This is a genomic window from Corynebacterium sp. ACRPF (assembly GCF_022347395.1).
Taxonomy (GTDB): Bacteria; Actinomycetota; Actinomycetes; order Mycobacteriales; family Mycobacteriaceae; genus Corynebacterium; species Corynebacterium tuberculostearicum_D.
This window is the reverse complement of sequence record NZ_JAKRNB010000003.1, coordinates 121,030-143,023: the sequence shown is the minus strand read 5'-3', so window position 1 is coordinate 143,023 and position 21,994 is coordinate 121,030. Positions and strand designations below refer to the sequence as shown.

Below are 21,994 nucleotides of genomic sequence, written 5' to 3'. Positions count from 1 at the left end.
CCGATATAATATTCACCGCCCGCCGCGGGTACGGTAGAAAAGAAGAACTAAGCACAGAAGGAGTTGAAGGCCGCTCCATGACTATCTTGGATACCATTAACTCGCCGCAGGACCTCAAGGCACTGTCTGCAGACAAGCTTGAGGAGCTGGCGGCAGAGATTCGGCAGCGCCTCATTGACAAGGTCTCCGTCACGGGCGGACATCTGGGGCCCAACTTGGGCGTGGTGGAACTGACCATTGCGTTGCACCGCGTATTTGATTCTCCGCGCGAGCCCATTATTTTTGACACTTCGCACCAGTCCTATGTGCATAAGATGTTAACTGGGCGCACGGATCAATTCGATACCTTGCGGCAAAAGGACGGCCTTTCGGGGTATACGGACCGCGGCGAGTCCGAGCATGACTGGACCGAGTCCTCCCACGCTTCGGCGTCGCTGTCTACGGTTGATGGCTTGTCTAAGGCCTTCAAGATTCGCGGCGACGGTCACCGCAATGTCATCGGTGTTGTCGGCGATGGCGCCCTCACCGGCGGCATGTGCTGGGAGGCGTTAAATAATATCTCGGAGGACAAGGGCCGCAATGCGGTCATCGTGGTCAATGACAACGGCCGTAGCTATTCGCCCACTATCGGTGGCATTTCCGAAAACCTCGGCCGCATCCGCTCCCAGCATGGTTATGACGAGCTCATGGAACAGGGTAAGCGCCGCCTGAAGCAAATGGGATGGGTAGGCGAGCGTGCCTTTGATGCCTTGCACGCCGTGAAGGAAGGCGTCAAGTCCACCGTCTTGCCTACCGAAATGTTCCCGGAACTGGGCATGAAGTACATCGGTCCCATCAATGGCCACGATATCGATAGTTTGGTACATGCCCTGACTTATGCCCGCGATTATGACGGGCCCATCATCGTGCACGTGGTTACCGAAAAGGGCCACGGATTTGCCCCGGCCGTCAATGAGCCGAAGGACCAGATGCACTCTACCGGTGCTATCGATCCGGTCACCGGTGTGGCTAAGGGCACCAAGCAGCCTGGCTGGACGGCCGCCTTCTCAGAGGAACTGGTAGCCGCTGCCGAGAAGCGCGATGACATCGTAGCCATTACCGCCGCAATGGCAGGTCCTACTGGGCTCACTCCCTTCCAAGAGCGCTTCCCAGAGCGGTTCTTTGATGTGGGAATTGCCGAGCAGCACGCAATGACCTCTGCCTCTGGTTTGGCGCTCGGCGGGATGCATCCCGTCGTGGCGGTATATTCCACCTTCTTAAACCGCGCCGTGGATCAGGTCATTATGGATATTGCGCTGCTAAAGCTGCCGGTAACCATCGTGCTTGACCGCTCCGGAGTTACCGGTTCCGATGGCGCTTCGCACAATGGCGTGTGGGATATGGCGCTCATGAGCATCGTGCCGGGAATGCATATTGCCGCCCCGCGCGATGGCGCGCGCCTGCGGGAGCTCTTCCGTGAGTCGCTAGAGATTGAATCTGGCCCGTCCGTGGTGCGCTTCCCTAAGGGCAATTTGCTGCCGGATATGGAAGCGGTGGATACGTTGGGCGATGGCGTAGACATCCTGCACTATGGCGAAGCCGATGCCGGGGAGGACACCCCTGAGGTACTCATCGTTTCCATCGGTGCCATGTCCGCGCGCAGCATCGAGGCTGCGAAGCTGCTCGGCGAGCAAGGCGTGAACGTTACCGTTGTTGACCCGCGTTGGGTAGCGCCGGTGGCAAGCTCTGTGGTGGCTCTCGCGGCTGACCACGACTTGGTGGTTACTGCAGAAGACGGCCTTGTCCGCGGCGGTATTGGCTCCATGATTTCGGAGGCCCTCAGCGCAGCCGAGGTCGATACTCCTGTGCGCCGACTCGGCGTTCCGGGATACTTCCCTAAGCACGGGTCCCGCGGCGAGGTTTTGGAAGAGTTCGGGTTGACGCCTGAGCTTATGGCGGCGTCGATAAGCGAGTGGCTAGAAAACCTCACTGCTGATGCCAACGCGCGAGGAGAAGAGGACTAAACCTAGCCCACTAAATATTCCTAGAAAAGACCGTCCACGATAATCGGGGCGGTCATTTCTATTTGCCATTCGCGCGCGCCCTCCGCGCGCAGGAAGGCAGCGACGTCGCCAGGCTGCCGGATGGCGCCGGCGACAGAATCAGGTCCGCGGTGGCGCTTATTGGCGCGCACACCTACCTTCGCCCATACCGCTGCACGCACAGTGGCAGGGCGGATAAGAAGCTCGGATGGCATGCCGAGTTCAGTAGCGAGATCGGCGATGTCCGCGCGGATAGTTTGGTATATCTCCCATAGGTCCGGGTAGTCCTTGGCCCAGATGGTTTTGGAAGGAACCGGTTGTGGGGCGCGATGGACGCGAGGCCGCTGCTGCGGGGGAACGGTGCGCGCTTGGTTAAGCACGGCCATCCACCGGGCGGTCGCGCCCTTGCGCCGGCGGGGAAATCCCTTGACACGGGCAAGCTCGCCGGCGGAGGTGGGAAGGGTGCGCGCAATTTCTACCAGCGTCTTATTTGCTAATACCCGCCCGGGTGCAGTGTCCGTGCGCCGAGCGATAGCGTCGCGCTTAAACCACAACTCTCGAGCAGCAGCGAGCTGACGGCCGCTGCGCAAACTGGAGATGCCCTTCAGATCGCGCCACGTGTGCGGCTGGGGAGCGAAGTCTCCGGAATGTTCCTGGACTATGGCGGAAAATTCCTCTAAAGCCCAGTCCATCTTGTCTTGTTCGGCCAAAATATCGCGCAGGGCGTCGGCTAGCTCGAGGAGCAGTTCCACATCGAGCGCGGCGTATGCCTTGAGCTCCTCGCTGAGCTGCGGGGTGGACCAGTCGGCGTCGCCGTAGCCCTTTTCCAATTCGACGTCAAAAAGCTCTGCGACCATAGTGCCCAGATTGGGCCGTTCAAATCCCGCGAGCCGTGCCGCCAGTTCCGTGTCAAAGATGGAGCCGGGAAAGAGACCGAGCCACCCGAGACAAGGAAAATCCGAATGGGCGGCGTGAATAATCCATTCCGCGCCGTTGAGCACTGGAGCAAGGGCGGCCGTGAGCTCCTCGCGGTGGCCCTCAGGGGCAAAAAGCATCGTGCCCGCGCCGCGGCGGCGAATTTGCACTACGAAGGCTCGATCATCGTAGCGATAGCCGGAGGCGCGCTCGGTATCGATGGCAAAGGGGCCCGTACCCGCGGCGAGGCGGGCTGCGGCAGCGGTGAATTCCTCCGGGGTGGCAAGAACCGGCGGGATGCCCTCGAGCGGCCGGCTGCGCAATTTCGGCATATTAGCGGCCGAGCTCGGTGACGCCCTCAGGGGGTAGTCCGGCAACGTTGGCCAATACCTGGGCAAAGGCCTGCACGTGGGGTGCGAGATCGAGGCCTTCGGCAGTCCACGAAGCGCGCATTTCGATCTGGTAGGCGCGCGGTGGGCCGCCAATCTCGCCAAAACGCACGGACGCGGTGGAGGTGACGGTGCCGCCCAAATTGGTGTGGTCGGCTCCTTCCTTTTCCAGGCCTTCATTGAGCCATTGCCACGCCACATCAGGCAAGAGCGGGTCGCCTGCTACGGCATCGTCCATATCCGCCTGGATATAGGCCACAAGGCGCATGGCGCCCTCCCAAGCTTCCTCAGCGCCCGGATCGTGGAGCAGGATGAGGCGGCCAAAGGCGTCGCCCTCTGCATCGGTGGGCACGATATCTGGGTCGTCTTCGTTTCCCACTTCGAGGCCGATTGCGTGGCTAAACGGCGCAAGGCGTTGCGGTGGGCGAATGGAGCCTAGGGTGATCTCAGGGCGCAGGTCGGCCGCGTGCATGGACTCCACTGCTTGGGTGAAAGCGGCGGGGGTAGCTGGCTCGTGGCTTTCCGCCTGCCCGTGCAAAGGGGTGGGGGCGGAGGCCTCGGCGCTGCGTGGGGTGGTCGATTCGGAATTGCTCACGACGTTCAAGCTATAGTTTCGCGTCCTCTAGCTGGGGGAGGCGCGCCGATGCGGAGGCGTGTCGTCCTCCTTATGGTCGAGAAGTGACAAGGTTTCATATCCAACTTATGATGGATGTGTTCGTTAACCCAAAGGCTTCTGCAAAGGAGAACGCAATGGCGAAGCTTGATTACAAGGAACTCAACGCGGTTCAGCAATATTCCCAGCACGCAGTTTTTAAGGTGATTCCGGGCGCGCTCGGCACCGAGCGAGCGGAGATCATCGCCCAAGCGCAGGAGTTCTTTGCCGGCGTGGAAAAAGCCGGAAAGGTAACCGTGCGCGGCATTTACGACCTCACGGCTATGCGCGATTCCGCCGACTTCATGATCTGGTGGCACGCCGAGGAATTCTCTGACCTGCAAAAGGTCTTCGGGGACTTCCGCCGCGAGACCACCCTGGGCCAGGTAAGCGAAGTGACCTGGGTGGGCAATGCCTTGCACCGTCCAGCAGAGTTCAATAAGTCCCACCTGCCCTCCTTCATCATGGGTGAGGAGCCCAAGGAGTGGATCTCGGTGTACCCCTTTGTGCGCTCCTATGACTGGTACACCATGGAGGATGAAAAGCGCCGCCGCATCCTCATGGAGCACGGTATGCAGGCGCGCGACTACCCCGATGTGCGTGCAAATACCGTCCCAGCCTTTGCCCTGGGTGACTATGAGTGGATTTTGGCCTTCGAGGCGGATGAGCTCCACCGCATCGTCGACCTGATGTACCTGATGCGCTACACCGAGGCCCGCCACCACGTGCGCGAGGAGATTCCCTTTCACACCGGCCGCCGCGTCAAGGACGTAGCAGAGCTCATCGCAGTTCTGCCCTAAAAGTAACGCCGCCCAGCAGTAGCCCTGCTTGGCGACGTCCCCACTTAGCCGCGCCCCGTCACTAGCCTGCACGTTAGGCTGCTGACGGGGCGCGCTTTCTTCTGCATGCCACCTTAGGCGGTGTCACCTTCTACCGGCTTTTCCTCCAAGTCCAGGCAGATGGAGTTGATGCAATAGCGCAAGTCGGTGGGGGTATCGTAGCCCTCGCCCTCAAAGACGTGCCCCAGGTGAGATTCGCAGTTGGCACACAGAACCTCTACGCGGCGCATGCCGAGCGAATTGTCTTCGCGCTCAATGATTTTGTCCCCTGCGAGTGGGGAGAAAAAGGAAGGCCAGCCGCAGTGGGACTCAAACTTCTCTGTAGAGCGGAAAAGCTCCGTTCCACACGCGCGGCAAGAATAGACCCCCTCGGTGGTGGTATTGGTGTACTCGCCTACGTGGGGCGGCTCGGTGCCGGCTTCGCGCAGGACGTAGTATTCCTCGGGGCTTAAGCGCTGGCGCCATTCGGTATCGGCAATGAGCTTGAAATCGGTCATGGGCCGAGTCTAAACCGTGCTGCGCGCGGCACGCCACCAGCCGGCAACCGTAGCGAAGATTGCGACGATAAGCAGCGCCCATCCCGCCGTGGCCGTGAAAAAATTCATCCACCGACCAGCATCCGGGTGTGTTGTGGAAGCCCAGGAAACGGGAGCCAAATAGAGAAAGGCCGCAAACCACGCGCCCGCGGAATGGAAAACCGAACGCTTGAGCACCACGGTAAACATCAATGGGAATAGCCACATGGAGTAATACTGCTGGCCAAGGGAAGACAGGAAGAAGATACCCACCATGATCGCCCCGCTCGTCGTCAGTGCCCACAAAGTCGGGTCGGAGTTGCGCCAGCGCAAAAGCCCGAGAATCGCTGCGGCCGAAAGCGCGGCAAAAATCAACCACACGGTCCAATACAGTCCCGCGCCAAAGTCAACGTAGGCGTGGAAGCCTGCCCAGGAAGAATTGGCATAGTCACGGGTTTCTGAGAGGTAGGGCAGGAGGTTATCCACAAAGCCGCTAGCGCCCGGCACCAGCGGCCACGCTAGAAGGTTGAGAACTACCGGTACGCCAATGCCAGTCACGAGGCTGCGCCATTGCAGCTTGACCAAGGGCAGGAAGAGCAACGGCGCAAATTGCGGCTTAATGACGATGGCCAAGCCAATGACCACGCCTGCCACCCAGCCCAGCCATGGGGTGCGCTCGGCGCGCACGAAAGCCCACAAGAACACGGCCATGCATAGCAAGAGAATGCCGTTGATATTGGTAAATGCGAGCGTATTGGTCACCGATTCCGTGACAAAGGCCAAAGCGATAGATACTGGCCACACCGCCGAAGTAAGTGTGCGGTCTACCGCAAGGGTGAGTACCGCTAGCGCTGCCACGATTGCAGCCGCGTTGGCGACGATGAATAGTCCCCGTGCCGCCGAAAAATCGATGTGCGCTAGCGGCGCGAGCAGCAGCGTCGCCCCCGGCGTATACAGGTACAGCGGGTCAACGTGGTTATAAGCCTGCTCATAGACCGGCTGGCCAGTGGACATGCGTGCCACAGCGTTATACACGGTGGTGAAATCATCCGTCGGCGTGCCATTGCGCGCGATGATGAAGACGCGATGCACAACAAGCAGGATGGCCACGGGCCAGGCGGCGGCATTGATTCGGGAATTCACGGCCCCTTAGTCTACGGCCTAGCGGGCGCGGGAATACCGCAGAAACACCGTGCCATCGTGATCGGCCGCGACATTTTCTAACTGCATGCGGCGATGGGAATGCTCGCCCTTAAACGTCGCCATGGGAGTTTCCACGCCGGTAGATAGATGTGGGTCCAGGGTCAAATACATTTGGTCGATGGCATCGACATCTACCAACTGCCCAATCATTCCTGGCCCGCCCTCACACAGCACGCGCTTAAACCCGCGGTCCTTTAAGACAGATATGTAGTCCTGCACGGTTCCTTCGCCAGCATCGCAGACTTCCGCGCCTGTGGATTCGATGGTCGCGATGCGCTTTGCGAGCTCTTGATCGTCCCGGCTGCTATGGGGGACTAGGAGGATGGGCGGGGTAGTAAAATCCGTGAAGAAGTCCGAGGTGATATCGAAATCAAGGCTGCGGGAAGGTACGGCAATAGGAGCCGGCCGCGAACCAACCCCGTTAGGTTTTACTCCGGAGTAGTCCTCTGCGCGCACCGTTTGCGCACCCACCAACACGACGTCTGCCCAGTTACGTAGAGCAGTAAAAAGCTGCCCGTCAGTGTCGTTTCCCATGTCCTTGGAAACGTGGTTCATGGTTGCCGAGCCGGTTAACGTGCTAACCATATTCGTGCGGACGGTGAATACATCACCGGAATCAGGGCCCAATAGCGAAGAGATATCCATGCCTTCCCAGTCTAGTCAAGGCACCAGATGCCCAGAACGGTAAAGCGCAGGGCGCACCCCAGACGATGGGCCTACACCAAGCGGATGAGTATTACGCCAACCAAAATTACTGCAATGCCGGCTACCTGGCGCATTGCTACGGGGGCGCCCCGCAGGCGATCGATCAGTACGGAGCCCACCATGGAACCAAGAAGGGTTGCCACCACAGTAAGCCCAGTACCAATCTGCGGTACTAAGGCCGCGTTGCCAAAGACAAACAAGGCTCCCAAGGCGCCGCCTGCCCACATCCACCACGGGTTAGCCTTTCCCTCGGGACGCTCAATGCGAGGGCGCCAGCGCAAAGCAATATTGAGCACTACCAGCGCGGAAACGCCAATGCTAAAAGACACCAAAGCCGCACTAACGGGCGACCCGGTGATCTGACCAAGGTGGCCGTTAATGGCGGATTGGCTTGCGGTAAAGCAACCAAAGACAAAGCCGGCGAGGCGCCAAAGCCATAACGCCATAACACTGTCTTCTTGCTTCGTCGGCGCGCCGGGGCTGGCTACAATAGAAATCACTCCACCGAGGACAATTAGTGCCCCTAGGGTGCGAACTAGGGATAGTGGGGAAGTGGGGGAGTCAAATAGTCCAAAGTGGTCGACGACAAGGCCCATCATGATCTGGCCCGCGATGGGAAGGACAACGGTTTGGACCGCGCCCAGATGAGGAAACAAAAGGATATTTCCAGTAAGCGCAACCACGCCGAGCAGGCCACCGAACCAAATCCACAGCGGTTCCCCAAAGGCACGGGAAATGCCGAATTCGCCGCCGGTGACGGCTGTCGCGATGACAAGCAAAGTCATCGTGCCCACGGCAAACGAGATGAGCGAAGAGGAAAACGGCGTGCCAGTAGACGCGCGAAGGCGCGTATTAACCAAGGTCTGAACGGGCAGAACGAGTCCGGCGATAATGCCTAAGAGAATCCACAACACGTCGGGACACTTTACAGGCATATAAAGAAACCCGCCCAAGCTCCCATGGAGTGGAGCGATGGGCGGGAAATTGTGGTCCTAACTGGGATTGAACCAGTGACCTTTCCGGTGTGAACGGAACGCTCTCCCACTGAGCTATAGGACCTTGCGGTGGCTAAATCTACACCGCACTAAATTCAAACACCTAATTGCCTGGGCAGGAGTGCACATCAGAGGGAGGTGAACTGTGGTTCACTGTCTTCGGAGAATCACATCAGTGTGTTTTGGGATGGTCCGAATGTAAAAAATCGGCGCCGGAAAGAATGCCGCTGGGCTGGGGATTTGGAAACTGGCGCGGAGCACGATAATGTTTCTTCTCGCACCGCAACGGTACAAAGTTCGCGGAGCAATGCGGATGTAGCGCAGTTGGTAGCGCATCACCTTGCCAAGGTGAGGGTCGCGAGTTCGAGTCTCGTCATCCGCTCCACGCTTTTCTAAGGGTTCTCCCGTGAAGAGTGGTTCTAAATGAATAACGCGCGATTAGCTCAGTGGGAGAGCGCTTCCCTGACACGGAAGAGGTCACTGGTTCAATCCCAGTATCGCGCACAAGGACTTTGTCCTAGAAACCGGGCCTGGTTTCGCATGCGGATGTAGCGCAGTTGGTAGCGCATCACCTTGCCAAGGTGAGGGTCGCGAGTTCGAGTCTCGTCATCCGCTCCAGCACTGTATTGTGTGAGGCGGTATCGCCACGGTGGAATGGCCGAGTGGTGAGGCAACGGTCTGCAAAACCGTGCACACGGGTTCGATTCCCGTTTCCACCTCAACTTCTTAATGCCTTCGGGCATTAAGCGCGATTAGCTCAGTGGGAGAGCGCTTCCCTGACACGGAAGAGGTCACTGGTTCAATCCCAGTATCGCGCACGAGGGTCCCTTTTGGGACTCTGTAGCAAACTCCGGTTTGTTGTGCGGATGTAGCGCAGTTGGTAGCGCATCACCTTGCCAAGGTGAGGGTCGCGAGTTCGAGTCTCGTCATCCGCTCCATATAGCCACCCCTGTAACGGGGTGGCTTTTTCTATGTTTTCTTCTGCGCTTTGTGCGATACGCTTGCCTTTGCACGGTCAAAACCCTCAGCGGAGGAGGAAAGATGTTACGCGCATTAGTGGTACCGCTATTGCTTGGAGCTTGCGGCTTCGCGTCTTTTGTTTCTGGGACTGTTCTTTTCTTTGCGGGCCTTAATGCGGCAGATGCGGGTGACGGCAGCGGCAACGCGGCGTGGCCTTTGGCGCTTATCGGCGTAGGCACCACCTTGGTTATTTTTGCCCTGATGGCTTCTGGTCCGTTTTTTAATGCCCGACAAATGGAGAGCTCCTAAGGTGGGGCCCGTTCGAATTGAGTCAACTTGCCTTACATAGTGATAAATACCTCTTTTTATTGCGAAGGTGGAACTCGATCCCAGTTCAAGCCGACATATGTCTCGACGCTCTGCTTTTGTGATTGCCGCTCTGGCAAGTCGCGGGGCTAGTATGTCTGACAATTCAACTTGTGCATTTTCAACACAAAAGGAGCTATCTATGGGCTACCGCGTACCTTGGCTGCGCCGCACGGCGGCAGCAGTCGGCACTGCAGCACTGGTTCTGGGCGGGTCGATGCCGGCCGCATTCGCGCACGACTCCGTTATTGGCGGTTCGGTCAAAGACGGCGACCAACTCGATGAGTTCCCTAAGGAAATCACCCTCGAGTTTTCTGGCATCCCCAAAGAAGACTTCAATACCTTTGCCGTGACCAACGCGGATACTGGTGAGAAACTTTTTAGCCAGGAACCAAAGCTCCATGAGCGGGATCTCACCATTGAGACCCCTGCGGATGTCCATCCTGGGCCGGGTAATTACCAGGTGGGTTTCCAGATCACGTCTTCGGACGGACACGCTACCCGCGGCGGTGTGGAATTTTCTGTCAAAGGTGACCCTACCGAGAGCACCGAGGCAGCTGCTGCTGAATCATCGTCCCAGGATGAGGATAAGGGCCTGCCGACCGCGCTGAAAATCATCCTGGGTGTGGGCGGCGTTTTGGCAATTGCCGCAGTAGCTGCCCTATTTATTGCCAAGTCTCGTCGCATTGATTCGGAAGGTGAAAAATAATGTCCAAGATTTCTAGCATCGCCCTTGTGGGCTTCACTGTGGCCGGCCTCGCCCTGGCAGGTTGCTCACCGCAAAACCAAAATGATTCCACCGAGTCGAAGGTGGATGCTTCCACTAGTGTCGGGGAAACATCCTCCGCTGCGGAATCTAAAGAACTGACCTTTGAGGATGCTGTCGTGCGCGCCAATGAGGACAAGGACATGACTGCTATTTTTGGCACCTTGGTGAACCATACCGATAAGGACATCGCTATCACCGGTTTTTCCACCAGCCTCAATGCCAAGGTGAACCAGATGCATGAGACTGTCGATGGCAAGATGCAGGAAATGTCGAGCCCACTAGTAGTCAAAGCCGACGAGTCCCACGAGCTGGCACCTGGTGGTGACCACTTCATGCTCATGGACATGGAAAACCACATCGCTCCCGGCGAATCCCTTGACCTCAAAGTGGAACTAGAGGGCGGCGAAGAGTTCGATCTGGGCGAGATCCAAACGCGTAGCATGCCTGCTGGGAATGAGGATTACGGCGATATGAAGGGCCACGAAATGTCCCACATGGAGCACGGAGATATGTCCCACAATAAGGAAGGCCACGACCACTAGTTATGTCTGGATTCAGCAGAAGGGGATTTCTTACCGGCGCTGCGGTATCGACCAGCGCCTTCGCGTTGGCTAGCTGTAATGACCAGGGTTCTTCCCCGGATGCTCAGGCAACGGATCGGCCGGCGCTTGCCGACGCCCTCGTGGCATTCGACGGCGACCATCAAGCGGGTATCGCTACCGCAGCGCAGGCCCACCTGAATTTGGTGGGGTTTGACCTTAAAAGGGGCGTCGACAAGCGGGGGTTTGCCAGCCTCATGAAGCTGTGGACCGAGGATGCCCGCGCGCTGTGCACGGGGGAGGCGCCGCTGGGCACGCTGGAGCCAGAAATGGTGCAACAGCCTGCCAACCTGACTATCACCTGCGGTCTAGGCGAAGAGGTTTTTAACCTGCTCGGAGTGGACAAGCCACGGTGGCTGGGAGATGTACGCCCCTATGAGCGCGATGAGCTGGAAGATAATTGGGGTCAAAGCGATCTCGTCCTGCAAATCTGCTGCGATGACCCACTGATGAATACCTACGCCCTGCGGCACATGGTGCGCGCAGGCGAGCACTATGCCAGCGTGAAGTGGTTGCAGCAGGGCTTTATTAACGCCTATGGCAGCCAGGAAAAGGGCGCCACCGCGCGCAATATGTTTGGGCAAAAGGACGGCACTGTAAACCCACGCAGCGAGGAGGACTTCGCAGCCCAGGTGTGGATTGATAAGGGCCCGCAGTGGGCCAATGGGGGAACGGCGATGGTGGTGCGCCGCATCCGCATGAACGTGGATACTTGGGAAAAGCTGGATCGCTCTTCCCGCGAGAATGCTATCGGCCGCAAGCTCGATACTGGTGCCCCGCTCACCGGCGAGGACGAATTCGACGCCGTGGATTTTGACGCGGTAGATGACTATGGACTGCCGGTTATCGATAAGAACTCGCACATGGCGGTAGCCGCCCCGCCGGCCGATCATCCAGAGCAGCGCATCCTGCGCCGGCCGTATAACTATGAGCTGGCTCCCGATGGCAAGGATGGGCAGCTTTCCAATATTGGCCAGGTTTTCATCTGCTACCAGCAGGATCCAACCCAGCAATTTGAGCCTATCCAGGCCCGCTTGGATGAATCCGACCTAATGAATGAATGGCTCACCCATATTGGCTCCGCTATGTATTTCTGTCCGCCGGGCACCCTTGCCGCCGATGGACGTGAATCATGGTGGGCAAAATCGCTCTGTGAGCATGCGGGGTTGTAGAATAGCTATCCGTAAATTTAAATAGCGGACGCGGCCAGGTATGCCGCCGACGCACGAGCGCATAAAGGAGCGCGATTATGGCGGAACTCATCCCCGCAGTACCGGTCAATTACGATTCCTTCACCGTGCCCGCCGGCCAGGCCGTGGGCGCAGCAATGCGAGAGCTCAACCTTCCCAATAAGGGCCCTGAGGCTGTCGTAGTCGTTCGCGGTGAGGACGGCACTCTCTTCGATTTGTCGCACACCCCAGACACGGAGTCCACCTTCACCCCGGTTGCCGCCAGCGAGGAAGACGGCCGCGCCGTCATCCGCCACTCCTGCGGCCACGTTATGGCCCAGGCTGTGCAGGCCGAATTCCCCGGCACCAAGCTGGGCATTGGTCCGGCCATTGAGAATGGCTTCTACTTCGATTTCCAAACCGCCGAGCCTTTCACGCCGGAAGATCTCAAGGCGATTGAAAAGCGCATGAAGAAGATCATCAAGGGCGGCCAGCGTTTCGAGCGCCACGTCTACGAATCTGCTGAGGAAGCGGAAAAGGCCCTCGCCGAGGAACCTTTCAAGCTCGAGCTGGTCCAAGACAAGGGCAACGTTGACCCTGACTCCGACGAGGCCGCAGAAGTCGGTTCCGGCGATCTCACCCACTATGACAACGTCAACCCGCGCACCGGGGAAGTAGAGTGGTTCGATCTCTGCCGCGGACCGCACGTGCCAACCACCAAGTACATCCCGGCCTTCACGCTGACCCGTTCTTCTGCCGCCTACTGGCGCGGCGACCAGTCCAAGGCTGGCCTGCAGCGCATTTACGGCACCGCTTTTGAGTCCAAGGAGGCGCTGGAGGCCTACCAGACCATGGTGGAAGAGGCTGAAAAGCGCGACCACCGCCGCCTGGGTCAGGAACTAGATCTCTTCTCCTTCCCGGATGAGATTGGCTCCGGCTTCCCGGTATTCCACCCGAATGGCGCGACCGTGCGCATGGAGATGGAAAACCACTCCCGCAACCGCCACGTCCAGGCTGGGTACTCCTTTGTTAATACCCCGCATATCACCAAGGGTGACCTATTCAAGAAGTCTGGCCACCTGGACTTCTACGCCGACGGCATGTTTCCGCCGATGCAGCTCGATGGCGAGTATGACGAAGAGGGCAATACCGTCAAGGAGCCGCAGGACTACTACGCCAAGCCCATGAACTGCCCGATGCACAACCTAATTTTTGCATCCCGTGGCCGTTCCTACCGCGAGCTCCCGCTGCGTCTATTTGAGTTCGGTACCGTCTACCGTTACGAAAAGTCTGGCGTGGTCCACGGTCTGACCCGTGCCCGCGGCTTTACCCAGGACGATGCCCACATCTACTGCACCGAAGAGCAGCTGGAAGAAGAGCTGACCAAGGTCCTCGACTTCATCATTTCCTTGCTGAAGGACTACGGCCTGTCTGACTTCTACCTGGAGCTTTCTACCAAGGACCCGAATAAGTTCGTCGGTTCTGATGAGATCTGGGAGCGCTCCACTTCTATCTTGCAGTCGGTCGCAGAAAAGTCCGGCTTGGAGCTGGTTCCGGATCCCGCAGGTGCAGCCTTCTACGGCCCGAAGATTTCGGTGCAGGCTCGCGACGCCATCGGCCGTACCTGGCAGATGTCTACCGTGCAGTTGGACTTCAACCTGCCGGAGCGCTTCGAACTGGAATACACCGCGTCTGACGGAACGAAGAAGCGCCCAATCATGATTCACCGTGCGCTCTTCGGCTCCATCGAGCGATTCTTTGGCGTCTTGCTGGAGCACTACGCCGGCGCCTTCCCAGCATGGCTGGCACCGCACCAGGTGGTGGGCATTCCGGTGGCTGACGAATTCTCCCCGCACCTCGAAGAGGTTGCCGCCCAGCTGCGTCAGAAGGGTATCCGCGCCGATGTGGATACCTCTGATGACCGCATGCAGAAGAAGATTCGCAACCACACCACCGGTAAGGTTCCGTTCATGCTGGTGGCTGGCGCGCGCGACGTAGAAGCTGATGCCGTGTCCTTCCGCTTCTTGGACGGCACCCAGGTCAATGGTGTGCCGGTAAAGGAAGCTGTGGAGCTCATCGCCGCATGGGTAGCAGAGCGCAACAACGAGCAGCCGACCGAAGAGCTCATCAGTGCCCGACGCTAAAGAGACACACGAAACCGACAGCTCCGCCATCGCTGAAAACCACGCTGCGGAGGAAACCTTCGTTGACTCAGGCGCTGGCGAGCCGGACCGCCTAGAGCGGTTATGGGCGCCTTATCGCATGGCCTATATTGCCAAGCGTTCTAAAGATCCCTTCGTAGAAGCCCCACAGGGTAGCGACGAAGATGGGCTCATCATTGCTCGAGGCAAGTCCGTCTATGCATTGCTGAACCTATTTCCGTACAACGCCGGGCACCTCATGGTGGTGCCGTATCGCAAGGAATCGCAGCTGGAGAACCTCACGCAAGAGGAATCTCAGGAGTTGATGGCCTTCGCACAAAAGGCCGTCCGGGTGCTCAAGCGGGTTTCACACCCAGAAGCCATCAATGTGGGCCTGAACCTGGGTCGCGCTTCGGGCGGCTCTGTGGGAGATCACCTGCACCTGCATGTGGTGCCAAGGTGGCCCGGGGATAGTAACTTTATGACTGTCCTCGATGGGACTAAGGTATTACCGCAGCTTCTGCAGGAAACGCGCCGCGTGCTGGCAGAAGGATGGCGCGAGATGGAAGAGGAGGATTCGCGTGCTTAGCGTGCATGGGCGAAAGCCCGCCGCCGTGGTGGTGGAACCTATAGCCAAAGCCTTTTTGAAGCTGGGCCTGACCCCGAATGTGGTCACGGTTGTGGGTACCATAGTCACCATTGCGATTTCGGTGATTCTCATTCCTACCGGCCACCTTTTTTCCGCTGCCGTTTTGTCCGGCCTCTTCGCCGCTTTCGACATGCTCGATGGCACCATGGCCCGCCTGACCGGCAAAGCCACCGCCTTCGGCGCGACCCTAGATGCCTCCTGCGATCGCATTACCGATGGCGCACTATTTAGCGCCATTGCATGGTGGCTGATTTATTCTGCGGATTCTTCCCGCATCACGGTTATTGCGTGCTTCGTCACCTTGGTATGCTCCCAGGTCATTTCCTATATCAAGGCTAGGGGAGAAGCGTCCGGATTCAAGATGGTCGGCGGCCTGATCGAGCGTCCCGAGCGGCTCATTTTGGGCTTGGGCGGCATCGGCCTCGAGGGCCTCGGTGTACCGCATGCCATTGAGGTAGCGCTGTGGATCTTGGCCGTTGGCTCCATCTTTACCGTGTGCCAGCGGATGGTTATCGCTGCCCGCCAGGAGCAGCAGTAGCTCATACTGCACCACCTAAAACCAGGAGGTTGTGACACCATGTGGGACAAAGAAGACCTCTCCGCGGCGGGGTACCTCGCGGGGTGGAAGGTGGTGCGCCGTCTGCCCGAGCCCATAGCGCGTACGCTTTTTCGCTGGGGTGCGGACTACGCAAGCAGCAACGGTCGCGGAATGGAAGGCTTGCGCCGCAACCTAGCGCGAGTGGTGGGCCCGGAAAACGTTACCCGCGGGTTGGTGCGCGATTCCGTGCGCTCCTATATGCGCTATTGGATGGAGGCGTTCCGCCTGCCAGCCATCCACGGCGATGCCGGGTTGCATGAGCGCTTGCTCAGCGGCTTGGAAGGCCTCGAGCATTTTGATGCTTCGGCTCAATCCGGGCGCGGCACCATTTTGGCGTTGCCGCATTCCGGCAATTGGGACATGGCGGGTGTCTTCCTCGTTGGCCATTATGGGCAGTTCACCACCGTTGCGGAGCGCCTTAAGCCCGCAGTGCTTTTCGACGCCTTTGTGGACTACCGCGAAACCCTTGGCTTTGAGGTTCTTCCCCTCACCGGCGGCGAAGCCTCGCCTTTTGCTCGCCTCAAAGAGGTGCTGGAAGCCGGTGGCGTGGTATGCCTGTTGGCTGAGCGCGACCTGACCCGAAGCGGCGTTACCGTGGATTTCATGGGGGAAGAGGCTAATATGGCCGCAGGCCCCGCGCAGCTTGCTATAGAGACCGGCGCCGCCCTGCACGTGGTGCACTCGTGGTTTGAAGGCGAGGGCTGGGGGCTCTCTGTGTCTCCTGAGCTCGAGGTAACGGACCTGCAGGAGACAGCTCAGCGCATGGCCGATGGCTTCGCTGCCAATATCCGCCGCCACCCAGAGGATTGGCATATGCTGCAGCCGCAGTGGAATGTGGACATTGAGCGGCGTCGGCAAGCGCGGGCGGGCAAAGAAGCCCGCAATGCTCGCCACACTGGGCCATCGCAGGAAGGGGAGAGCTAGTGCGCATAGGAATCGTATGCCCCTACTCCTTCGATGAACCAGGCGGAGTTCAAGCCCATATCCTTGATCTAGCCACAGTTTTCATTGAGCAAGGGCACCACGTACAGGTCATTGGCCCCGCTGCGGAATCCACCCAGTTGCCGGATTTCGTAATCAAGGGAGGGCCGGCTTTCCCCATTGCGTATAACGGTTCGGTGGCGCGCCTGTCCGTGGGACCCCACGTCACACGCAAGGTAAAGCAATTCATCAAGGAGGGCGACTTCGATGTCTTGCACATCCATGAGCCCAATTCCCCGAGCTTTTCCATGACCGCGTTGGCCGTCGCCCAAGGCCCGCTGGTGGCGACGTATCACGCTTCCGCGTCTAGCTCCCTGGTGCTGACCCTGGCCAAACCTTTCCTCGTTCCCTTCTTGGAAAAGATCCGGGGTGGCATCGCGGTATCCGATATGGCGCGGCGGTGGCAGGTGGAGCAATTGGGCGGCGACCCGGTGCTCATTCCCAACGGCGTGGATACGTCGGTCTACGCTCAGGCTCGGCGCCGCAGCCCGGCTAAGGCCCCCGGCGATCCTCTGGAAGTTGTCTTCTTGGGACGGTTGGATGAACCACGCAAGGGCCTCGATATCCTGCTGAGCGCGCTGCGCCAAGTACACCACGATATCCGCGTGACCATCATGGGCGGCGGCCGCGCCCGTGAGGTCGAGGGCGTGGATTTTGTAGGCCGGGTCAGCGACGCCGAAAAGGCAGAAATCCTGGGCCGTGCAGATGTCTACGTGGCCCCAAATACCGGCGGCGAAAGCTTCGGCATCGTGCTGGTAGAGGCTATGGCGGCCGGCGCGGCTGTTGTTGCCTCTGACCTCGAGGCTTTCCGTGCGGTGTGCAATGCCGATTCCGACGAGGTTGCCGGCGCGCTGTTCCGCAACGAAGACAGCGAGGATCTGGCTCGTGTCCTCAACGAGGTGCTTGATGACGCCGAGTATCGGGCCCAGTTGGTGCGCAATGGCGTCCAACGCGCCAGCACCTATGACTGGGACCATGTAGCGGCGGCCGTGATGCAGGTCTACGAGACTGTCCAAGACGGCACCAAGGTGAGGGTAAAGCGTTGATGACCATTGAAATCGCCCTAGTCCTCTTCCTACTTATCATCGTAGGTTTGTGGGCGCTTTTTACCGCCCAGCGGCTTAACTCGCTGCACATCCGCACTGATGCCTCGCTGGCCCAGCTGCAGGCGGCACTTGACCGCAGGGCAGCGGTGACAGCGGCGGTCGCACCATCGCTTGCGGCGCTAGCTCAGCGAGCAGAGTCTACCGAGCTCTATCAAGGCCACTTTGAACCGCGCACGATGGTCGAGCGGGAACTATCTGCCGCCATAGTGAGGGAGTTTCCCGCGGACCGTCGCCCGGCCGCGCTTGCCGACGCCGAGGGCCGCATCCAACTTGCCCACCGCTTCTACAACGAAGCGGTCAGCGACACTCGCGCGCTGCGCCTGCGTCCTGCGGTACGGCTCTTTCATCTGGGCGGCACCGCAAAATTGCCGGAATATTTTGATTATATGCTGGCCGAGTAGGCAGCAGTTCTACCTCAAGATTTAGGACGCAAGTGCGTGCCGGCCGCGTCGGCGGCGGAATACCGGCTTCGCCTCGGCGCTAGCGGCCGGGTCTTCCTCCGGGGCGTTAGGCGCTTGCTGCTGCGCCTGCGCCTGCTCGATCTTCGAAGCCAGAGCCACCTCGATTGCGAACCAGACAAGTGCGATGATGGCCATGACAACGATGAGGATATTGCGGGCTACCAATAGGTAGACGGCGAACATGTTCTCGCCCACGTGGTTCCAGATGTAGTCATAGTTGAATGGGTAGACCAAGGTGCCCAGCACGGCGGCGATAATGGTGTAGGACGCTAACAAGGCTTGGAATATCCGCACGGAGGCGAATCCTTGCGGCAGGCGCTGGCGGATCACCACGGCAAGCAAGGGGCCCAGCCAGACGATGTATTGCGGGGAGAAAACCTTATTGGTCGCAATGAGCAGTAGGACCATGACCGTAAAAAACGCCATGGTTGTGCGGGTGGTCCATCCGCCGGCACACAGCCGGTACAGCGCCCAGCCCACTGCGAAAACGAGCATGGCAATGGTGGCAATCGTGCTCCAGGTCATTGCGGTATCTACGCCAGGCCCGGAAATCTCAAAGCTCTTGGACGGGGCGTAGCCCAGGTGCCAGCGCCCTGGAGTACGATGTGCCTGCAACAACAGGAACGTCGCCGGGATGGACTCCAACTGGAGACCGCGCACGCCCTGATAACTCAGCGGTGAAAGCAGGCGGTCGGTACCGGAGGCGGCAATCGTGACGGTGCAGACCGCGACGATGGTGCAGAAGAAGGCAAGGAGGCGCTGCCAGGTTGCGGATCTGTTGAAGCGGCCCACTAAGCCGGCAGCGAGGACTCCCGGCCAAAGCTTCATCGTGGTGGCAAAGCCCAGTACCGCCGAGGCGATGAGCGGGCGGGTTGCTAGAAGGGCAGCCGCCCCGGCAACGGCTAGGGCGGGGAATAAATCGAGACGCCACACAAAGGTGTGGCCAGCTGCGGTGCCAAAGAGGACCCAGAACCAGGCGGCCTGGAAACTGCGCGGTTGAGTCGCGTGGTGACGCAGAAGGAGGGCTAAAAAGGCGGCGTCCACTAGCAGGGTCATGATGGTGAAGCCGATATAGAATGCGGTGATATTCTCACCGGTGAGCCACCCCAAAAGCACCGTGGGCCACGTGCCCGCGTGAGGGTATTCGGTCATCTTTGTCGGGTCATCGCCAAAGCGTCCAGCAAAATAATATGCGACATCGCCCCTGGGATTGTGGTTAATCTTGAGTAGGTAAATAAGGACAAGGCGGGCGATGACCCACCCAATCCATACTGCTGGAACAGAAGCGATGCGTTTCACTCGAAAGACTTTATTCAATGCGCGCCTACTTCGGTAGCGGACATAGTTTCTTCTAGAAAATTCCTCCACTTTTGCGCCCAGAAGTGGGGGACGGATTTGAAAAGGAAACTGACGGCTCGTCCAGTGAGTAGTGTGGACGGCAAACGCTGGGAGAAGTGACGTCAGACATAGGGAGTGTGCAGATGGCATCCATTCGCGAGATTCTGGCCGTCGAGGAAACGAATTTGGCCGATGTGTTTAGAGGCCCTGCTGTGGAGTCGCGGATTGAGCGTACCTTCGGCGGACAGATTGCTGCTCAAGCAGTGGCCGCAGCCCAGCGCACTGTGTCTGGCAAAGACATCCACTCCCTGCATGGTTACTTTGTAGGCCCTGGCGATGTGAGCCGGCCAATTGAAATCCGGGTCGAACGCATTCGGGAGGGGAAATCATTCGCCAACCGGCAGGTACGCGTCTACCAGGGACATGTGCTCCTTTTTACTCTTATGGCTAGTTTCCATCGCGACGGGGATCGCGGCCCGCAGCATCAGGATCCTGCGCCAGAGGTGCCAGGGCCCGAGGAAGTAGCTCGGATTGGCGGCGGAGTCCCGTACTCCACCAGGATTATCCTCAAAGAGTGGGAGGAGTGGGATATTCGCCTCGTGTCGGAAGAGGGCCGCGATCCGGTGGCTGCAGAGCACACCGGTGCCGGCTATCGGCATATCTGGTTCCGCAACACAGGTCACCTCCCAGCGGATTCTGCCTTTCACCGTGCGGCGCTGACCTATATGTCTGATATGACGCTGATTCGCTCGGCCCTTATTCCGCATCAGGGAGAAAAGGTGCAATTGGCTAGCCTTGACCATGCGATATGGTTCCTGCGCCCATTCCGCGTGGATGAGTGGTTGCTATATGAGCAGGTATCACCCACGGCGTCGAATGCAACGGCGGTTGCGCGTGGCAAGATTTTTACCGAGCAGGGTGAATTGGTGGCGTTGGTGAATCAAGAGGGGCTTACACGTTACTTAGATGAAAATTTGGGCAGCGGCTCTGCCCATGGCAATTGGCACAACGTATAAGAACGTCCCGCTTATAAGGGGGTCGCTTTCACGCATTCGTGCAGCACACGTATAATTGCCACCAGTTTCAGCACCCGATTAGAAAGGGACTACATGTCAGGCCACTCGAAATGGGCAACTACCAAGCATAAGAAGGCTGCCAACGATGCCAAGCGTGGCAAGGAATTTGCCAAGCTGATCAAGAACATCGAAGTGGCGGCTCGTACCGGCGGTGGTGACCCAGCGGCTAACCCAACACTTGATGACATGATCAAGAAGGCCAAGAAGGCCTCCGTCCCCAATGACAACATTGAGCGTGCTCGCAAGCGCGGTTCCGGTGAAGAAGCCGGCGGCGCTGACTGGGAAACCATCATGTACGAGGGCTACGGCCCCAACGGCGTAGCCATGCTCATTGAGTGCCTTACGGATAACCGCAACCGTGCGGCAACCGACGTGCGTACCGCGATGTCCAAGAACGGCGGCAACCTGGGTGAGTCCGGCTCTGTGGCCTACATGTTCACCCGTACCGGCTACGTCTTGGTAGAAAAGGGCGAGCTGACGGAGGATGACGTCTTGATGGCCGTGCTGGAAGCAGGCGCGGAAGAGGTCAAGGACCAGGGCGAGAAGTTTGAGATTGTTTGCGCGCCGACGGACGTGCAGGCAGTCAAGGACGCGCTCAAGGACGCCGATATTCAGGTCGATGACTCCGACAATGACTTCCGTGCGTCTGTCGAGGTACCGCTGGAGGCCAATGACGCCAAGAAGATTTTCCGCCTCATCGACGCCTTGGAAGACTCCGACGATGTGCAAAACGTCTACACCAATATGGATCTCTCCGATGAGGTTCTAGCCGAGCTGAACGAGGACTAACCACCTCGCCGCAAGGACGGCTCTTAGCGCCGGTAGCGCTCCGTGGGTATAGCCCAGGAGACGTTGCCGGCGCTTCGTTATGCGAAAGCTGGATGCTACGCTTGTAGAACACCTGTGTGTAGTCCATAATGGGGCAGTAGGCGGTGCTCAGTGGTGCCAACATGACAATGGGGGAGAGATGAACCTAGAAGGAATGCGCGTGATGGGGATTGACCCAGGCTTGACGCGCTGCGGACTTTCCGTGGTTCAGGCTGGTCGTGGCCGAGCAATCCTTCCCGTTTCTGTCGGCGTGGTGCGCACCCCTAGCGATAAGGACTTGACGGAGCGCCTCCTGCGCCTTTCGGTGGCGGCGAAAGAGTGGATGGATGACTATTCGCCAGATGTGGTTGCGATCGAGCGCGTCTTCGAACGCGGTCAGGTGTCCACAGTCATGCAAACGGCCCACGTCGTAGGCGTGCTGGTGCTAGCTGCCGCCGAACGCGATATTCCGGTGTACATGTACACCCCGTCCGAGGTGAAAAAGGCCATCTCTGGTAACGGACGTGCAGATAAGAAGCAGATGACCACCATGATTACCCGTATTCTGGGGTTGACTGAACCACCCAAGCCTGCCGACGCCGCCGACGCTCTTGCGTTGGCAGTGTGCCACTGTTGGCGTGCCCCGGCCATTGTGCGGATGGACCATACCGGTCTCGGGCTTGGTGCTAAGACCAGCGGCGTGCGCGGCCAGGGCAAGAAGCGCTAGGGAATTTTACTGA

General features: G+C 58.9%; 22 protein-coding genes and 7 tRNA genes. 21 read left to right on the top strand and 8 right to left on the bottom strand.

All coding sequences use genetic code 11. The features are described from left to right. Nucleotides 1-77: 77 nt before the first annotated feature. A complete protein-coding gene (gene dxs, locus MHX61_RS02465; protein ID WP_239192180.1) occupies nt 78-2,003 on the top strand; it encodes a 1-deoxy-D-xylulose-5-phosphate synthase in 1,926 nt (641 codons plus the stop codon). Nucleotides 2,004-2,023: 20 nt separating this feature from the next. On the opposite strand, the gene MHX61_RS02460 is transcribed toward dxs, so the two are convergent. Then, nucleotides 2,024-3,268 (bottom strand): HRDC domain-containing protein, encoded by a 1,245-nt coding sequence (locus tag MHX61_RS02460; RefSeq protein ID WP_239192176.1) that lies wholly within the window; start codon nt 3,266-3,268, stop codon nt 2,024-2,026. Between the two features lies 1 nt (nt 3,269). Further along, nucleotides 3,270-3,929, bottom strand: a complete 660-nt coding sequence (locus MHX61_RS02455) for a DUF3000 domain-containing protein (protein ID WP_370658398.1) — start codon at nt 3,927-3,929, stop codon at nt 3,270-3,272. A gap of 146 nt (nt 3,930-4,075) precedes the next feature. Here MHX61_RS02455 and hemQ point away from each other — a divergent pair, with 146 nt between their 5' ends. Continuing rightward, entirely contained in the window at nt 4,076-4,777 is a 702-nt protein-coding gene (hemQ, locus tag MHX61_RS02450; RefSeq protein ID WP_200435690.1) for a hydrogen peroxide-dependent heme synthase, read from the top strand. Between the two features lie 113 nt (nt 4,778-4,890). On the opposite strand, the gene msrB is transcribed toward hemQ, so the two are convergent. The 5 genes from msrB to MHX61_RS02425 all read right to left on the bottom strand — a co-directional run bounded on the left by msrB (nt 4,891) and on the right by MHX61_RS02425 (nt 8,298). Then, nucleotides 4,891-5,313: a peptide-methionine (R)-S-oxide reductase MsrB gene (msrB, locus tag MHX61_RS02445; RefSeq protein ID WP_239192172.1), complete on the bottom strand. Its 423-nt coding sequence runs from the start codon at nt 5,311-5,313 to the stop codon at nt 4,891-4,893. A gap of 9 nt (nt 5,314-5,322) precedes the next feature. Further along, nucleotides 5,323-6,474, bottom strand: a complete 1,152-nt coding sequence (locus MHX61_RS02440) for a glycosyltransferase family 87 protein (protein WP_239192169.1) — start codon at nt 6,472-6,474, stop codon at nt 5,323-5,325. 18 nt (nt 6,475-6,492) lie between these two features. Continuing rightward, complete coding sequence (locus MHX61_RS02435; protein WP_204608800.1) at nt 6,493-7,179, bottom strand: pyrimidine reductase family protein; 687 nt, start codon at nt 7,177-7,179, stop codon at nt 6,493-6,495. Nucleotides 7,180-7,250: 71 nt separating this feature from the next. Continuing rightward, a complete protein-coding gene (locus tag MHX61_RS02430; protein ID WP_239192167.1) occupies nt 7,251-8,153 on the bottom strand; it encodes a DMT family transporter in 903 nt (300 codons plus the stop codon). 73 nt (nt 8,154-8,226) lie between these two features. Further along, nucleotides 8,227-8,298, bottom strand: a tRNA-Val gene (locus MHX61_RS02425). A gap of 245 nt (nt 8,299-8,543) precedes the next feature. On the opposite strand from MHX61_RS02425, the gene MHX61_RS02420 reads away from it, so the two are divergent. The 16 genes from MHX61_RS02420 (at nt 8,544) to MHX61_RS02345 (ending at nt 17,973) form a co-directional block, all read left to right on the top strand. After that, nucleotides 8,544-8,619: transfer RNA gene (locus MHX61_RS02420), tRNA-Gly, on the top strand. A gap of 47 nt (nt 8,620-8,666) precedes the next feature. Next, nucleotides 8,667-8,738: transfer RNA gene (locus tag MHX61_RS02415), tRNA-Val, on the top strand. 38 nt (nt 8,739-8,776) lie between these two features. After that, a tRNA-Gly gene (locus tag MHX61_RS02410) sits at nt 8,777-8,852 on the top strand. Between the two features lie 30 nt (nt 8,853-8,882). After that, nucleotides 8,883-8,953, top strand: a tRNA-Cys gene (locus MHX61_RS02405). A gap of 27 nt (nt 8,954-8,980) precedes the next feature. Next, a tRNA-Val gene (locus MHX61_RS02400) sits at nt 8,981-9,052 on the top strand. A 44-nt stretch (nt 9,053-9,096) separates the two neighbouring features. Beyond that, a tRNA-Gly gene (locus MHX61_RS02395) sits at nt 9,097-9,172 on the top strand. 103 nt (nt 9,173-9,275) lie between these two features. After that, nucleotides 9,276-9,503 (top strand): hypothetical protein, encoded by a 228-nt coding sequence (locus tag MHX61_RS02390; RefSeq protein ID WP_204608806.1) that lies wholly within the window; start codon nt 9,276-9,278, stop codon nt 9,501-9,503. Nucleotides 9,504-9,702: 199 nt separating this feature from the next. Beyond that, nucleotides 9,703-10,269: a copper resistance protein CopC gene (locus MHX61_RS02385; protein WP_239192165.1), complete on the top strand. Its 567-nt coding sequence runs from the start codon at nt 9,703-9,705 to the stop codon at nt 10,267-10,269. Further along, nucleotides 10,269-10,871, top strand: coding sequence for a copper chaperone PCu(A)C (locus tag MHX61_RS02380; RefSeq protein ID WP_239192163.1), 603 nt, complete (start codon nt 10,269-10,271; stop codon nt 10,869-10,871). Before MHX61_RS02385 ends, MHX61_RS02380 begins: the two co-directional genes overlap by 1 nt. Before the next feature lie 2 nt (nt 10,872-10,873). Continuing rightward, nucleotides 10,874-12,100: a Dyp-type peroxidase gene (locus MHX61_RS02375; RefSeq protein ID WP_239192147.1), complete on the top strand. Its 1,227-nt coding sequence runs from the start codon at nt 10,874-10,876 to the stop codon at nt 12,098-12,100. Between the two features lie 77 nt (nt 12,101-12,177). Beyond that, nucleotides 12,178-14,241, top strand: a complete 2,064-nt coding sequence (thrS, locus tag MHX61_RS02370; RefSeq protein WP_239192143.1) for a threonine--tRNA ligase — start codon at nt 12,178-12,180, stop codon at nt 14,239-14,241. Continuing rightward, nucleotides 14,228-14,827: an HIT domain-containing protein gene (locus tag MHX61_RS02365; protein ID WP_370658397.1), complete on the top strand. Its 600-nt coding sequence runs from the start codon at nt 14,228-14,230 to the stop codon at nt 14,825-14,827. The genes thrS and MHX61_RS02365 overlap by 14 nt, the downstream gene beginning before the upstream one ends. Beyond that, on the top strand, nt 14,820-15,425 hold the full coding sequence (gene pgsA, locus MHX61_RS02360) for a phosphatidylinositol phosphate synthase (RefSeq protein ID WP_239192140.1): 606 nt from the start codon (nt 14,820-14,822) through the stop codon (nt 15,423-15,425). Before MHX61_RS02365 ends, pgsA begins: the two co-directional genes overlap by 8 nt. Nucleotides 15,426-15,464: 39 nt before the next feature. Continuing rightward, the gene (locus MHX61_RS02355; protein WP_239192137.1) at nt 15,465-16,409 is read left to right on the top strand and encodes a phosphatidylinositol mannoside acyltransferase; all 945 of its coding nucleotides are present in this window, start codon (nt 15,465-15,467) and stop codon (nt 16,407-16,409) included. Then, nucleotides 16,409-17,512 (top strand): glycosyltransferase family 4 protein, encoded by a 1,104-nt coding sequence (locus tag MHX61_RS02350; protein ID WP_204608821.1) that lies wholly within the window; start codon nt 16,409-16,411, stop codon nt 17,510-17,512. Before MHX61_RS02355 ends, MHX61_RS02350 begins: the two co-directional genes overlap by 1 nt. Then, on the top strand, nt 17,512-17,973 hold the full coding sequence (locus tag MHX61_RS02345) for a hypothetical protein (RefSeq protein ID WP_239192134.1): 462 nt from the start codon (nt 17,512-17,514) through the stop codon (nt 17,971-17,973). The genes MHX61_RS02350 and MHX61_RS02345 overlap by 1 nt, the downstream gene beginning before the upstream one ends. A gap of 21 nt (nt 17,974-17,994) precedes the next feature. Here MHX61_RS02345 and MHX61_RS02340 read toward each other — a convergent pair whose 3' ends face one another. Further along, complete coding sequence (locus MHX61_RS02340; RefSeq protein WP_239192131.1) at nt 17,995-19,332, bottom strand: DUF2029 domain-containing protein; 1,338 nt, start codon at nt 19,330-19,332, stop codon at nt 17,995-17,997. Between the two features lie 182 nt (nt 19,333-19,514). On the opposite strand from MHX61_RS02340, the gene MHX61_RS02335 reads away from it, so the two are divergent. The 3 genes from MHX61_RS02335 (at nt 19,515) to ruvC (ending at nt 21,981) form a co-directional block, all read left to right on the top strand. Then, a complete protein-coding gene (locus MHX61_RS02335) occupies nt 19,515-20,387 on the top strand; it encodes an acyl-CoA thioesterase II (RefSeq protein WP_239192128.1) in 873 nt (290 codons plus the stop codon). A gap of 93 nt (nt 20,388-20,480) precedes the next feature. After that, nucleotides 20,481-21,236 (top strand): YebC/PmpR family DNA-binding transcriptional regulator, encoded by a 756-nt coding sequence (locus MHX61_RS02330; protein ID WP_150851185.1) that lies wholly within the window; start codon nt 20,481-20,483, stop codon nt 21,234-21,236. Between the two features lie 178 nt (nt 21,237-21,414). Further along, nucleotides 21,415-21,981, top strand: a complete 567-nt coding sequence (ruvC, locus tag MHX61_RS02325; protein WP_040425252.1) for a crossover junction endodeoxyribonuclease RuvC — start codon at nt 21,415-21,417, stop codon at nt 21,979-21,981. Nucleotides 21,982-21,994 lie beyond the last annotated feature (13 nt).